At 41.0% G+C, this 14,821-nt stretch carries 9 protein-coding genes and 1 pseudogene; 1 reads left to right on the top strand and 9 read right to left on the bottom strand.

Annotated elements, in window-relative coordinates; all coding sequences use genetic code 11:
- Positions 1-5: 5 nt before the first annotated feature.
- The 9 genes and pseudogenes from murC to AT689_RS06445 all read right to left on the bottom strand — a co-directional run bounded on the left by murC (position 6) and on the right by AT689_RS06445 (position 13,270).
- Complete coding sequence (gene murC, locus AT689_RS06490; protein ID WP_000048087.1) at positions 6-1,340, bottom strand: UDP-N-acetylmuramate--L-alanine ligase; 1,335 nt, start codon at positions 1,338-1,340, stop codon at positions 6-8.
- 10 nt (positions 1,341-1,350) lie between these two features.
- Positions 1,351-1,968, bottom strand: a complete 618-nt coding sequence (locus AT689_RS06485) for a hypothetical protein (protein ID WP_000808219.1) — start codon at positions 1,966-1,968, stop codon at positions 1,351-1,353.
- Between the two features lie 47 nt (positions 1,969-2,015).
- Entirely contained in the window at positions 2,016-5,114 is a 3,099-nt protein-coding gene (locus AT689_RS06480) for a DEAD/DEAH box helicase (protein WP_001096248.1), read from the bottom strand.
- Positions 5,115-5,206: 92 nt separating this feature from the next.
- Complete coding sequence (locus tag AT689_RS06475) at positions 5,207-6,373, bottom strand: MalY/PatB family protein (protein ID WP_000521365.1); 1,167 nt, start codon at positions 6,371-6,373, stop codon at positions 5,207-5,209.
- Positions 6,374-6,380: 7 nt separating this feature from the next.
- Positions 6,381-7,475, bottom strand: a complete 1,095-nt coding sequence (locus AT689_RS06470; RefSeq protein WP_000031966.1) for a cystathionine gamma-synthase — start codon at positions 7,473-7,475, stop codon at positions 6,381-6,383.
- Between the two features lie 157 nt (positions 7,476-7,632).
- Positions 7,633-8,355: an ABC transporter ATP-binding protein gene (locus AT689_RS06465; protein ID WP_001010372.1), complete on the bottom strand. Its 723-nt coding sequence runs from the start codon at positions 8,353-8,355 to the stop codon at positions 7,633-7,635.
- Between the two features lie 24 nt (positions 8,356-8,379).
- Positions 8,380-9,315, bottom strand: a pseudogene (locus AT689_RS13440) (ABC transporter transmembrane domain-containing protein).
- Positions 9,316-9,486: 171 nt separating this feature from the next.
- Positions 9,487-11,445, bottom strand: a complete 1,959-nt coding sequence (locus AT689_RS06450) for a peptide ABC transporter substrate-binding protein (RefSeq protein WP_000748884.1) — start codon at positions 11,443-11,445, stop codon at positions 9,487-9,489.
- A 202-nt stretch (positions 11,446-11,647) separates the two neighbouring features.
- Positions 11,648-13,270, bottom strand: a complete 1,623-nt coding sequence (locus AT689_RS06445) for a putative polysaccharide biosynthesis protein (RefSeq protein WP_000017793.1) — start codon at positions 13,268-13,270, stop codon at positions 11,648-11,650.
- A gap of 105 nt (positions 13,271-13,375) precedes the next feature.
- Here AT689_RS06445 and AT689_RS06440 point away from each other — a divergent pair, with 105 nt between their 5' ends.
- A complete protein-coding gene (locus tag AT689_RS06440; protein ID WP_000590306.1) occupies positions 13,376-14,821 on the top strand; it encodes a UDP-N-acetylmuramoyl-L-alanyl-D-glutamate--L-lysine ligase in 1,446 nt (481 codons plus the stop codon).

Raw genomic sequence — 14,821 nt, 5'->3', positions numbered from 1 at the left:
ACATCCTATTGAACATTGCTTGTCAAGTTAGACAAGAGACGCTCAAATGAGTATTCATAGGTTTGGATGTCTCCTGCTCCCATAAAGACGTAAACAGCATTGTCATGGTCTAGGAGCGGAGAAACATTTTCAACAGTAATCACTTGGTGTTTTTTGTTGATTTTGTTGGCTAGGTCTTCTACCTTAACGTCACCATGATCTACTTCACGAGCCGAGCCATAAATTTGCGCTAGATAAACAGCATCTGCTTGGTTTAAAGCATGGGCAAAGTCGTCCAACAAGGCAATGGTTCTTGTAAAGGTATGCGGTTGAAAGACTGCTACAATTTCCTTGCTTGGGTATTTCTGACGAGCCGCATCCAAGGTCGCAATAATTTCTGTTGGATGATGGGCAAAGTCATCGATAATCACTGTATCATTGACAATTTTCTCAGTGAAACGACGTTTAACACCGGAAAATGTTTTCAAGTGCTCACGCACCAAGTTCAAATCAAATCCTGCTGTGTAAAGAAGACCAATAACGGCTGTCGCATTCATGATATTGTGACGACCAAAGGTTGGAATGTGGAATTGCCCCAAGTTTTGTCCACGGAAATGAACGGTGAAGGTTGAACCAGTTGTTGAACGAATAAGATCACTAGCTACAAAGTCATTGCCTTCAGCTTCAAAACCATAATAATAAATTGGTGCATCAGACGTAATCTTACGCAATTCAGCATCTTCACCATAGACAAAAAGACCCTTGGTGATTTGTTTGGCATAGTCGTTAAAGGCATTGAAAACATCCTCGAGACTTGTGAAATAATCTGGATGGTCAAAGTCAATGTTGGTGATAATAGAGTATTCTGGGTGGTAAGGCATGAAGTGACGCTCATATTCGTCAGATTCAAAGACAAAATATTTGGCATTGGCCGAACCACGACCTGTCCCATCTCCAATCAAGAAGCTGGTATCTGTAATGTGAGACAAGACATGAGACAACATACCTGTCGTTGAAGTTTTTCCATGTGCTCCTGCTACTCCCATGCTAACAAAGTCACGCATAAAGCTACCTAGAAACTCATGGTAACGTTTATAGCTGATACCATTTTGGTCCGCATAGGCAATTTCGACGTTGTTATCTGGACGAAAGGCATTTCCAGCGATAATTTCCATATCACCGTCTAGATTCTTTTCATCAAAAGGAAGAATGGTAATTCCTGCCTGCTCAAGACCGCGTTGGGTAAAGTAGTACTTTTCAACATCTGATCCCTGAACCTTGTGCCCCATCTGGTGCAACATCAAGGCCAAGGCACTCATCCCTGATCCCTTAATTCCGATAAAATGATATGTCTTTGACATGTTTTCTCCCCTATTCTGTCATTCTGGTCAGATTCAACTCTTGGGCAACCCGACGTTCTTGTTCTGTTTGTTTACTTTTTTTATTGTAGATTTGGCTCTTCTTTAGAAAATCATAATTGTTTTTCTTTGGAGCAGGTGCTGACACTTCTTCATTCTTGGTAGGGATAGAATGAACTTCTTCCGCCAAGATATAATGAGACTGGGTCAATTTTTGGCTATATTTGACAAATTCACCAGGATTTTCCTTTTGGAAAGGAGTTGTCGGTTGATTGCCCTGTCTAACTAGACTGGGCTGAGAATGACGTCTCGCAAGGCTGAAATCCTGAGTTAGATAGTTAGCAGAGCGTTTCTTTTTCAAGTCTGCACGCGCTTCTTCACGCGCCACCTCCGCATAGCTCTTTCCTTCTTTTTTAACCCCTAAAGGAGCTTTTTTAGGTTTCCCTACTTGCTTTTCAATCGGTTTTACTGGTTTTTCTTCAGCAATAGGAGCCCATTCTAAATAATTTTTATCTCGATACTCACCCTTGATATTACTGATCAGATCAGACTCATCATAGAGATTCATGACTGGCATTTCAGTCAACATGACCTCGTCATCTGACACCAATGGAAATCGTTCTTGTTTCATTTTCTATTTCCTTTCAACACTTCATTATAGCGTATTGTCTTGATTTTTCAAGTGCTGGCTTCAGAAATTCCCAAAATTTCTCTAATTTCTGCTAGGGTCAGACTACCACGTGACTCTGTGCCGTCCAATACTTGTGACACCAGATGTTTCTTTTGTTCTTGGAGTTCCTGAATTTTTTCTTCAATGGTTCCCTTGGTCACCAAGCGATAGACCTCAACCGTTTCTTCCTGACCCATCCGATGGGCACGGCCAATGGCTTGCGCTTCCACCGCAGGATTCCACCAAAGGTCAACCAAGATCACTGTATCTGCACCTGACAGGTTCAGACCGACCCCACCAGCCTTGAGGGAAATCAGAAAGGCATCTCTTTCTCCTTGATTAAAGGCCTTGGTCATGTCTTGTCTTTCCTTGGCTGGGGTTGAACCCGTAATTTTAAAGGAAGTCAGGCCCAAGTCTGACAGTTCTTGTTCAATTTTTTCCAACATTCCCTTGAACTGAGAGAAAATCAAGACACGGTGTCCGCCGTCTGCCACCTGTACCAGTAGGTCTCGGAGACTATCTAGTTTGCCGCTGGCTCCCTGATAATCTTCCATAAACAGGGCAGGAGTGTCACATATTTGACGCAAGCGCATCAAACCAGATAAAATTTCCACACGACTTCGCTGAAATTCCTGTTCTGACACTTGAGCCAGATGGTCTCGCATCTGTTGTAACTGGGCAAGGTAAATAGCCTTTTGCTGGTCTTCCAGTTCATTTTTATAAACCACCTCAATCAAGTCTGGCAATTCAGTCAGAACTTCTTCTTTCTTGCGTCGCATCACGAAAGGCTTGATAAACTGAGCCACTCGCTCTGCTGGCAATTTCATAAATTCTTTCTTGCTTGGCAAAAGTCCGGGCATGACGATTTGGAAAATAGACCACAACTCACCCAGATGGTTTTCAATCGGAGTTCCTGACAAGGCAAAGACCGACGGCACCACAAATTGTCTCAAGGTCTGGGCAATCTTGGTCTGGGCATTTTTCATGACCTGAGCCTCATCTAAGAAAAGGAAGTCAAAGGCCATCCCCTGATAAAACTCACTGTCCTGACGGAAGGTGGCATAGCTAGTCACATAGATTTGATGGCTCTCGGCAAGAATCTCCTCACGACTTGCTTTCAAACCATGAACAACAGCCACATCCAACTGTGGGGCAAATTTCTGAAACTCATCCGCCCAGTTGTAAATCAAACCCGACGGAGCGAGAATCAAGACTCGACTTTCTTTTGTCACTTGACTAGTCAAAAAAGCAATGGTCTGAAGGGTTTTCCCAAGTCCCATATCATCAGCCAAAATCCCACCAAAACCATAATGATGGAGCATCTGCAACCAGCCAATTCCCTTTTCCTGATAATCTCGCAAGTCAGCCTTGACCTGAGTTGCTTGCAAAGGAAAGTCCTCTGGATGCGTCAAATCCTGGGCCAGATTCTGGAATTCTTGTGAAAAAGAAACACGGTCTCGCCCTTCAAAGAGATGAGCTAAACTGTAGGCCAAGGATTTCCGAGCCTGCAAGGTCCCATCTTTTAATTCAAATTGCCCCAGTTCCTGTAGATTTTGGCGAATTTTCTTGGTTTCTTCATCGAAAAAGTAAACTTGATTAGACGAATCAATATAAAAATCCTGATTGGCAACCAAGGCCTGCATGGCTTGGTCGATTTCCTCCTGGGCAATATTTTGAAAATCAAACTGGATTTCCAAGAGACCTCCCTTGGAGGCAATCTGCACCTGAGGACTCGCTAGGCTATAAAGCTCTTCTAGTTTATCTGATAGGTCAACATGCCCGAGTTTTTCAAAGACTGGAATGATATCATGAAAAAAATGATAGACAGACTCCGCTTTTAAGGCCTGACGCCAAGATTGAAAATCGGCTTCAAAGCCCGCAGCCAAACAGACTTGGAAAATTCTTTCTTCTAAGTCCGCGTCACTTGAAAATGGTAATTCTTCTAGCTCTTGTCGGCTAGATACCTGTCTATTTCCATAATCAAACTGAATTTCTAAACGAATCCGATTATCTTCTTCCCTGTCAAAGTAAAAAGAGGGCGCAAAAGTTTTGATTTGTAGACGTTCTGGAGCTGAAACGGTGCCCATCTGGATAAAAAGAGTCAGACAGGAGGCCAATTTGTCTCGATCACTGCTATCAAATTGCAGGTATTTCTTTCCTTGTTGACCCACAGGTAACGCTTTAATTTCCTTGAGAAGACGCATCTGCTGGTCTGTTAAAAAATAAACCTGACCTTTATGGAAAAGTACTGCTCCCTGATAAAAGACATTGACCCTAGGACTCTCACTGATTTCCATTTCAAAATAGTCCGAGTATTCTGTTACTGTAAAGGCAAATAGATTGGCATCAGCATGCATATCCTGAAAAAGCAGGGTTTGGTAGCTATCCACTTGATGGTCAAATTGAAAATGGGGCAAGGCCATCAGTAAATTCACACCCTGCTCAAAAAAGGTCAGAGGGAAAAAGAGGTGCCGACCTTGGTTTTGGAAAAAGAGGTCTGGAACCAGCCCTTCCTCCGTTAGTCCGTGCAAGAAAGTCAAAAGTTCTTGGCTGGCATCATCAAAGGCTTCCCAAGAAAGAGACTCCTCATAAATCTTGCCAATCATATACGACTTTCTCTGCTCGACAATCCTTAAAAAAAGTGGAATATCCCGAATGACATAGTATTTTTGGCTATTGATTTGGCCGATTCTCAGAGTCCACAAGATATGATTGGTTCCTGCTTCCACCTGACCCACAGCTGATAACTCATAGGCGCATTCTGATTTTGGAGATAAAATTCGATTCAAAAACTTGCCACCCAAGGTCACCTTGGTTTCAACGGCCTCTTTTTCTTCATGACCTTCTTCCAGACTCCACAAGATTTCCTGACCACGCTCATCATTTTTCAGAAAATGCTCTAGCGCTGCCAAATGCACACAGTAGCCCCTCTTTTGAAAAGAATCACAGGCACAAAAAACCAAATCATCCTCTAAACTATAGCGCAGTTCTTCTTCTGCAACGCGAGCGTAGAGCCGATTGTTCTTTTCCTTGATGATATCAACCTTACCAGTTTCATAAAGGGCAACACCTTCGATACGAATTTTCCCCGGAATCAATTTAGCCATATTTTCACCTTTACCTTATCTTTTTATTATACCATATTTTCGCCTATGAAAATAGCCTTCTAGGAAGACTTTTCTCCTAGAAGGCTGGATTTTTAACGTTTGGCAAAAGTAGCCACAATCCGCTGACAGACTTCTTGCAACAGAGATTTGGGCATAGCTATATTGATGCGGGCATGGAGACTTCCTTCCTCTCCAAAATCCAAACCACGGTTGAGGATAACCTTGGCTTCATTTCTCAACAACTCTTGCAATGTTTCATCAGTCAGGTCATAGGCTGAAAAGTCAAGCCAAATCAAGTAGGTACCTTGCGGTTTCATGACCTTGATTTTAGTCTCTTTTCCAAATAGATCCACCACATAATTGATGTGGTCTTCAAAGACTTGCTTGAGTTCCTCTAGCCAATCTTTACCGTATCGATAGGCAGCTTCTGTCGCCAAATAACCCAAGCCTGAAATTTCATGCTGATTATTGGCCAACAGGCGTTTCTGGAAAGCCAGTCTCAACTTAGGATTTTCAATGACTGCATAGGAATTTTTTGTTCCAGCAATATTAAATGTTTTAGTGGCACTGCTCAAGACGATAGCAAAATTTTTGAAGGCAGGATTGATGGTATTGAAAGACTGGTGTTTGTGACCAAAGAGGGTCAAATCTTGGTGAATCTCATCCGAAACTAACAAAACACCGTGTTTTTGGCAAAGTTGGCCAATCTTCTCCAACACTTCTTTTTCCCAAACACGTCCACCAGGATTGTGAGGGTTGCAAAGAATATAGAGTTTAACCTCCTCTTCCACCAAATCCTTTTCAAGTTGGTCAAAGTCAATCTCAAACAGACCATCCTTTTCCACTAAGGAATTAGTAATCAATCTACGATTATTCAACTTGACACTGCGAGCAAAGGGTGGGTAGACAGGCGTGTTAATTAAAACCGCCTCGCCTTCTTTTGTAAAGGTTTGAATAGCTGTTGAGATGGCTGGTACCACACCCTCGATAAAGACAAGAGCCTCTTTGTCAAAGTTGTAACCGTATTGTGTAGCTTCCCACTTTTGAATTTCCTTAATTAAGTCTTCACTGGCATAGGTATAACCATAAACCAGTTGGTCTGCGTAAGTTTGCACGGCTTGGCGGATTTCAGGCAAGACCACAAAGTCCATATCCGCTATCCAAGCTGGTAGAACTTCACTATCCGTTTCTGTTTCTTTCCATTTATAGGTATGGTGCCCTAAACGGTTGGGCAGGCTTGTAAAATCATATTTTCCCATCTTTGTCTTATCCTTCTAAGGCTTGGCGCAAATCTGCAATCAAATCTCTAGCATCCTCAATCCCAATAGACAAACGCAAGAGGTCATCTGTCAAACCATAAGAATGGCGTACTTCTGCTGGAATATCAGCATGAGTTTGAGTCGTTGGATAAGTAATAAGACTTTCCACTCCGCCCAAACTTTCCGCAAAAGAGAAGACCTTGAGACTGTTCAAAATATGAGGAATGCGTGTTTCATCGGCTACTTTAAAGGAAATCATGCCTCCACGACCAGTGTAGAGAACTTCCTTAACTGCTGGAGAATCCTTCAAAAAGGCAACCACTTCTTGGGCGTTAGCTGTTGAGCGCTCCATACGAAGAGATAAGGTCTTGAGACCACGAAGCAACTGGTAGCTGTCAAATGGAGACAAGACTGCCCCTGTTGTATTGAGATTGTAAAAAAGCTTCTCGTATAGTTCTAAACTATTGGTCACAACCACTCCAGCCAAGACATCATTGTGGCCTGCTAGATACTTGGTTGCTGAATGGAGAACGATATCTGCTCCATCTTCAATCGGACGTTGGTAGATAGGGCTATAGAAGGTATTGTCCACCACCACTTTGGCACCCTTAGCATGAGCCAATTTTGCTAGTTTTTCGATATCAAATTCCAACATCAAGGGATTGGTTGGGGTTTCGATATAGAGAACATCCACATCCTTTTCTAACTCGGCAATCAACTCTTCTTCTGTATTGGCATAGGTAAAATGGAAACGACCTTCCTGCTCCACTTGGTTAAACCAGCGAAAAGAACCACCGTAAAGATCACGCACTGCCAAGACCTTACTTCCTACTGGAAAGACGCTAAAGGCCAGTACAATAGCTGACATCCCTGAGCTAGTCGCTAGGGCATAGTCTGCTGACTCAATAGCCGCCAAGACTTCCTCAGCCTTACTACGAGTTGGATTTTTAGTGCGCGTATAGTCAAACCCAGTAGATCGACCAAACTCTGGATGCTGATAGGTCGTTGAAAAATGAAGCGGTGTCACCAATGCACCTGTCGCTTCATCTGACTTAATACCCGCCTGGGCCAAAATTGTGTTAATGTGTAATTCCTTGCTCATACAATACCTCCAAATCTATAGTAACTATTGTACCACTTATTTTCATCAACTCATTTTCTTCTTTTCAAGAGCTAGTTATAGTTTCAAACTATATAAAAAGGGAGTTTTTCCTGCTCCCTTTAATAGACTATAAAATGGTGAATCTCAAAAGACACCTTCACTCTATCATTTGCTCCTGCACAAAACGAGCATAACGCTCATGATTTTCCAGTAGTTCCTTATGAGTTCCTGAGCCAGTGATTTTCCCCTCCTCTAAGAAGAAAATACAATCCACATCTTTTACCGTTGACAAACGATGCGCTATAATCACAACCGTCTTCTCCTTTAATACAGAATAGAGGCTACTGATAATCGCATACTCAGAATCCGCATCAAGATTAGCAGTGGCTTCATCAAATATAAGAATTTCAGCATCTTTTAAGTAGGCTCTAGCTATTTGAAGTCTTTGGCTTTGCCCCCCTGACAAGAGTCGTCCGCGTTCACCAACTTCAGTATCTAGTCCCTCTTTCATGGAGCGAATCTCATCACCTAGTGATACTAAGTCTAGCACTTTCATCAATTCATCATCAGTTACTAAGCGATTCAAACCGAGACAAAGATTGTCACGAATACTGCCAGATAAGACTGCATTATTTTGTGAAACCCAAGCGATTTTACTTCTCCATTCTTTTAAGTTAAAATCATATATACTTGATTGCTCCATTAGAATATCTCCTGAAAGCGGTTTATAAAACCGCTCTAACAAACGCACAATCGTTGATTTTCCTGATCCAGATGGTCCAACAAAAGCAATTTTTTGCCCCTTGAAAATTGAACAAGTAATATCCTTTAAGACAGGTCGATTTTCATCATAACCAAAATAGACATGGTTAAAATTCAACCCTTGTCCTGATACCGATTTTCCTCACTCAAATTTTTCTTTAGGAACTGCAAGCAAGTTCTCCAGTGCAACTGAAGATCCCTTGCTCCTAGAATAAACAGTTACAAAATTAGCTATATTACTAATAGGATTAAGTAATTGAAAGAGGTAAATCAAAAACGAAACCAAGGTTCCCACAGATATATATCCTGCGCTGACCCGATAACCCCCATAGGTTAGCATCACAGCTATAGTCGCAAAGATAAATAAGAGAGCAAACGGGGTCTCAAAAGAAGTAACCCTATCTGATTTCAGTGAATTGTTTTGTACCCTTTCAATACAATTATCCAAAACATCCTGTACACTTTTCTCTGCTTGGTTAGTCTTAATTAATTCATGTTCTTGAATCTTTTCAGTCAATTACCCTGTTAAAAATCCGATTTCCTCCTGTAAACGACGACTATACTTTTCACTGATATTGGAAAGGAGCAAGATAATAAACATCATACAAGGAAGAGTGATGAATAAAAGTAGAGAAAGATTCCAATCAAGACTAAATAAGACTACAATGGAACCAAGTACCATAACTAAACTCAGAATAATATTTGGGAAAGTCGTAATTAAAAACTCACGAATGACACTCGTGTCATTGACAATGGCAGAAGTCAACTCCCCACTTTGGCTCTTATCAAAGAAGGATTTCTCTGCATAAATCAACCCCTCTATCACTTTTTTCCTGATTTTTGCTATCTTTTTTTCACCCGATTGACTAAACAGATAGTAACCAATAGAAGAAAACAAGGCTTGACCAATAAAAATCAAAAACGATTGAAATACTTTGGAACCTATATTTTCAATAGAACTCCCATCTATTAAACCCTTTAAGATAAGGGGAAGCAACAAAGCAAGTAGACTAGACAGAACAAGTAAGAAACTCCCCATAATCACCTTAGTATCTACTCTTAATAATTTTAATTTCATAAATACTCCTTATAATATTTCAACGGATAAAGTCGGGAATAACTCAATTTGAGGATAAAATCTAATAAATCTTCCTATAACAAAACGCATAACATCTAGGATTTTATATACCTGATATTATGCGTTTTTAAGCACAAAGACTTCTTACACAAACTTATCTACAATTAGATTTTATTTGACATGTTTTGCCAATTCTTCTTGGGCTTTTTTATTGGATTCTTCTTTTTCTTTCAACCATTTTTCTCTAGCTTTTGCATATTCGTCTGTTGTGACAATCTTATCTTGTACTTTGAGGTATTTATATGATTCAATCCCTTTTGTACCGGTTAAACCATAGGCAGCAGCAAATGGTACGGTTCTTCTCAATGATGGTGTTCCCCCACGCGAAACACTTGGAAGAACTAAAGAACTATCAATCAACCAAGCTTGAATATCAGCATATTTCTCATAACGTTTGGCTGGATCTTGCTCTTTATTAGCTTCTTCCAACATTTGAGTATAGACATCCAGTCCAACTTCCTTAGCCTTGTCATTGGCTTCTCCAGGCTCTAGTCCAAGATTTTGTAGAACTCCTCCACTATTAGTATTAAAAATATCGAGATAGGTTGACGGGTCTTGATAATCAGGTCCCCAACCGCCATGATATAAATCATAGTCTTTCTGAGCAGCTGTTTGAGCAAAGTAGCCTGAACTGTCAAACTCATCTGATGTTAATTGCTGAATGTCAATCACTACATTATCAGAACCTAAAACAGATTCAATTGATTGTTTGATAGAACTAACTCCTTGTATGCCTACTTTATCTGTTACTTCCACAGTCTTATCCAAGTGGATTGGGAATTGAACACCCTTTGCTTCGAGTTCTTTCTTAGCTTCCGCAAACTTAGCCTTGGCTTTCTCAGGATTGTAGTAAGGGTCTTGACCATCCGCAAAGTTGATACCTTGCCATTCCTTACCATAGTTGACCATCTTAGAGACTACAACTTCACCAAAGTCTTTTCCCTTGATACTGACAAAGTTTGGAGGAACCACTAGGTTACGCAAAATCTTTGTTGCACCTTCTTTCCCTTCAGACTGAGCCCCATAAGATGTTCTGTCAAAAGCAAAATTGATAGCCTGACGGAAGTTTTTATTGAGAACTGCTTCCTGAGTCGATTTCTTTTCAATGTCACTTGTTTTAGAAGTATAATTGTAAGACTTCCTATCTAGGTTAAAATTAAAGAAATATGAAGTTGAATTTTGCATACTATATATGATATTGTTTTTGTATTTTTCTTTAATCCCTTCATAGCTGGAGCTGTTAGGAAAAAGACGAGCCGTAGTATAAGCACCAGCTGTAAAATTACGTTCCAGTGATTCTTGGTCGCTACCATCATAGTAGGTCAATTTCACATCGTCTACAAAGACATTCTTAGCATCCCAGTAATTAGGGTTTTTCTTATATTCAATAGCAGATTTTGAGACAAGTGCTTTCATCAAGAAAGGTCCATTGTACAAAATACTAGATGGATCCGCCTTCCCAAAATCATCCCCTTTTGATTTCAGGAAATCTGCATTAACAGGAAAAAGTATCGTTGCAAGTGTTTTTGAATTCCAGTAAAGTTCTGGTTTAACCAAAGTATATTGAACCGTTTGGTCATCAAGTGCCTTGACACCGACAGTTGAAAAGTCGCTTGTTTTACCAGTGATATAGTCATCCAAACCAGCAACAGAGTCCTGCACTAGATACAAAGCTTCTGATTTTTTATCAGCTGCATATTGCAAACCTGTCACAAAATCCTGGGCAGTTACAGGCGCATATTCTTCTCCCTCAGAAGTAAACCACTTGGCATCCTTACGAAGTTTGTAGGTATAGGTCAAACCGTCCTGAGAAACAGTCCAATCCTCTGCTAATGATGGAATAATATTCCCATATTGGTCATTTTCTAATAACCCGTCTACCAAATTTGCAACAATATCGGATGTTGCTGCGCGGTTTTCTGCTAGATAGTTCAAACTAGATGGATCACTTGAATAAACATAGTTATAGGTTTTTGATGCAGTGCTAGAATTTCCACACGCGCTCAATAAAACTCCTGTACCCAGGACAAGACCTGCCAAGGTTAGATATTTGCTCTTAGACTTTTTCATTTCCAGAACCTCCTGCTTTAAATATTTGTTTTATTATACAACTCTGGGTTTGTTTAGTCAATTGTTTTTTCCAAAAAATCAAAAAAACCTCATTTTCTATTTTTGAAAGATAATTTTAGCTATTTTGACGCTAAAAAAGGAATAAGTTTCAAGTTCTCCTAAAAGATTGTTCAACTTATTCCTTTTATTTATAAATGCTACCTTACGAAAGCTTAAATTTTGCTCGCAGGCGATCTGCTTGGGCTTTTCCTATTACCTTATCTAATAAATAGGTACGCAGACTCATAACCATATAAAGTCCACCCCCCATGGCACCGACAAGAGCTACATAAAAGAAGCTCCACAAACGTCCACTTGGTTGGAAGAAAAATCCTAACAGCCACTGGATGGTTCCTATTAACAGAAACATGACTAGGGTCAGCAAACTGATTAAAATGGTTCGCTTCAAAATCACCTTGCGCTTGACACCAGTTACTTTACAAATATCCCGATACATCAAGACGTTAGGAATGATGAGAGCAATGGTTGTTGAAATCAAAGGACCATAACTGTGGAAGAGGGCGATGGTAGGTAGTTGCAAGACTAGCTTGGCAATAGAACCATAGATAAAATAGAGAACGGCCTTGCGGTTGCGGAACATGGCCTGAAGCATTGGAGACAAGACCATGTACAAGCCTAAAATAATAGACTGCAAAACTGCAAAGACAAATAAGCCCAGAGCCAAACTATCTGGCTTACCATAGAAGACCGTATAAAGAGGTTCTCCTACCATAACCACTCCAACCGTTGCTGGTAGCAAGAACATAAAGAGTAGGGTGAGACTGTCCTGAACGAGACGAGAAGCTGCTTTCAAGTCCCCCTTGACATAGTTTTCCGTCAAAAGTGGCAAACCAACACTCCCAATCGAAACCCCTACAGAAATCAAAATCATCGTGATTTTATTAGGATTGGCTGAGAAATAAGAAAACATGACAACCAAGTCCTCATTGCTGTAGTTGGTAAACCAGCTCATACTATTGATAAAGGTCAGCTGATCCAAAATCTGGAAGAGCTGGATGGCAGACCCTGTCAGGATAAAAGGAATGGCTTCCTTAATGGTATCAACCAAGAGACGCTTACTGTTAATCTTATCTCCTGTTTCAAAGACTCTTTTGAGTGAACCTTCTTGGGCAAGGAAATAAATCAAGACTGCAAAACTGGCTACCATACCGACAAAGGCAGCAAAGGTTGATTGGGTAACGGCTGCTAGATAATCTCCTGAACCGAGCTTCATAATGATAAAGGTTGCTAGGAGCATCCAGATAACACGAATGACCTGCTCAGCAATTTGGCTCATAGCATAGGGTTTGAGGTTATTCATCCCTTGGAAAAATCCTCGGATAACACTCATAGACGGGAAAATCAAGACTCCCCAAGCCAAGCTTTGCATGATTGGGATCAAGTCTTTGCCCACGCCAGACAAGTCTGCTAGCCAAGGAGCAAAGACATACAAGACTAAAGCAAAAACCAGGCCTAGTCCTGTCATAAAGCCTAAGAAGCTCCGAATCAGGGCAAAGCTATGCTCTTCTTCTCGCATGGTATTATACTTGGCAACTTGCTTGGCCACCGCAACTGGAATCCCCGCTGTTGAAACCAACAAGAACCAAGCATAGATATTGTAACCCATGGTAAAGAGACCATTTGCCTTAGCTGCATAAGCCCCCATCCAGATGTACCAAGGGATAATGTAAACAGCCCCGAGTAGGCGACTGATAAAGTTACTAGCCGTTAGCCAAGCAGTCCCCCGTAACATCTGGGCCTGCTGGTGATTGTTTTCGTGCGACATAGATTCCTCATTCAATTTTGATAACTAGGAAAAACTCCTTATCTTCCATTATAAACTTTTCCTTGTTACTTGTAAATTTACGACTTTCGGTTTACAATAGAAAGTATGATTAAGATTGAAACCGTATTAGATATTTTAAAGAAAGATGGCCTTTTTCGCGAAATTATTGACCAAGGTCATTACCACTACAACTACAGCAAAGTTATTTTTGATAGCATCAGCTACGACAGCCGAAAAGTAACAGAAGACACTCTTTTTTTTGCAAAAGGCGCTCCCTTTAAAAAAGAATACCTTCTTTCTGCTATAACACAAGGTTTAGCTTGGTATGTAGCTGAAAAGGACTACGAAGTCGATATCCCTGTCATCATTGTGAACGATATAAAGAAAGCCATGAGTTTGATTGCCATGGAGTTCTATGGTAATCCACAAGAGAAACTCAAACTCCTTGCCTTTACTGGTACTAAGGGTAAGACAACAGCAACCTATTTCGCCTATAACATCTTATCTCAAGGGCATAGACCTGCTATGTTGTCGACCATGAACACAACTCTTGATGGCGAGACTTTTTTTAAGTCAGCGTTGACAACCCCTGAGAGTATTGACCTCTTTGACATGATGAATCAGGCTGTGCAAAATGACCGTACCCACCTCATCATGGAAGTCTCCAGTCAAGCCTATCTAGTCCATCGAGTCTATGGACTGACCTTTGATGTAGGAGTCTTTCTTAACATCACTCCTGACCATATCGGCCCGATTGAACACTCTAGCTTTGAAGACTATTTCTACCACAAGCGTCTCTTGATGGAAAATAGCCGAGCAGTCATCATTAACAGTGACATGGACCACTTCTCAGTCTTGAAAGAACAGGTTGAAGATCAAGACCATGATTTCTATGGTAGCCAATTTGATAACCAAATCGAGAATTCCAAAGCCTTTAGCTTTTCAGCTACGGGTAAACTCGCTGGAGATTATGATATCCAACTCATTGGCAACTTCAACCAAGAAAATGCAGTTGCTGCTGGACTTGCTTGTCTCCGTCTCGGAGCAAGTCTTGAGGACATCAAAAAAGGCATCGCTGCAACCCGCGTTCCTGGTCGTATGGAAGTCCTCACTCAGAAAAATGGAGCCAAGGTCTTCATCGACTATGCCCACAATGGGGATAGTCTGAAAAAACTCATCAATGTGGTTGAAACTCATCAAACCGGAAAGATTGCTCTGGTTCTGGGATCAACAGGAAACAAGGGAGAAAGTCGTCGTAAGGACTTTGGCCTCCTCCTCAATCAACACCCTGAGATTCAAGTCTTTCTGACTGCTGATGACCCTAACTATGAAGACCCAATGGCCATTGCAGATGAAATTAGTAGCTACATCAATCATCCTGTTGAAAAGATTGCGGATCGCCAAGAAGCCATCAAGGCGGCAATGGCTATCACAAATCACGAATTAGATGCAGTTATTATTGCGGGTAAGGGAGCCGATTGTTACCAAATCATCCAGGGCAAGAAAGAATCCTACCCAGGAGATACAGCCGTCGCAGAAAATTATTTATAA

It is taken from the genome of Streptococcus pneumoniae (genome assembly GCF_001457635.1).
GTDB lineage: Bacteria > Bacillota > Bacilli > Lactobacillales > Streptococcaceae > Streptococcus > Streptococcus pneumoniae.
The sequence above is the reverse complement of the archived record's forward strand: the minus strand, read 5'-3'. Positions and strand labels throughout refer to the sequence as shown.

Coding starts and splice junctions, on each gene's coding strand:
- AT689_RS06485 (WP_000808219.1), bottom strand. CDS start 1,968: ATGAAACAAGAACGATTTCCATTGGTGTCAGATGACGAGGTCATGTTG.
- AT689_RS06450 (WP_000748884.1), bottom strand. CDS start 11,445: ATGAAAAAGTCTAAGAGCAAATATCTAACCTTGGCAGGTCTTGTCCTG.
- murC (WP_000048087.1), bottom strand. CDS start 1,340: ATGTCAAAGACATATCATTTTATCGGAATTAAGGGATCAGGGATGAGT.
- AT689_RS06470 (WP_000031966.1), bottom strand. CDS start 7,475: ATGAGCAAGGAATTACACATTAACACAATTTTGGCCCAGGCGGGTATT.
- AT689_RS06445 (WP_000017793.1), bottom strand. CDS start 13,270: ATGTCGCACGAAAACAATCACCAGCAGGCCCAGATGTTACGGGGGACT.
- AT689_RS06480 (WP_001096248.1), bottom strand. CDS start 5,114: ATGGCTAAATTGATTCCGGGGAAAATTCGTATCGAAGGTGTTGCCCTT.
- AT689_RS06475 (WP_000521365.1), bottom strand. CDS start 6,373: ATGGGAAAATATGATTTTACAAGCCTGCCCAACCGTTTAGGGCACCAT.
- AT689_RS06440 (WP_000590306.1), top strand. CDS start 13,376: ATGATTAAGATTGAAACCGTATTAGATATTTTAAAGAAAGATGGCCTT.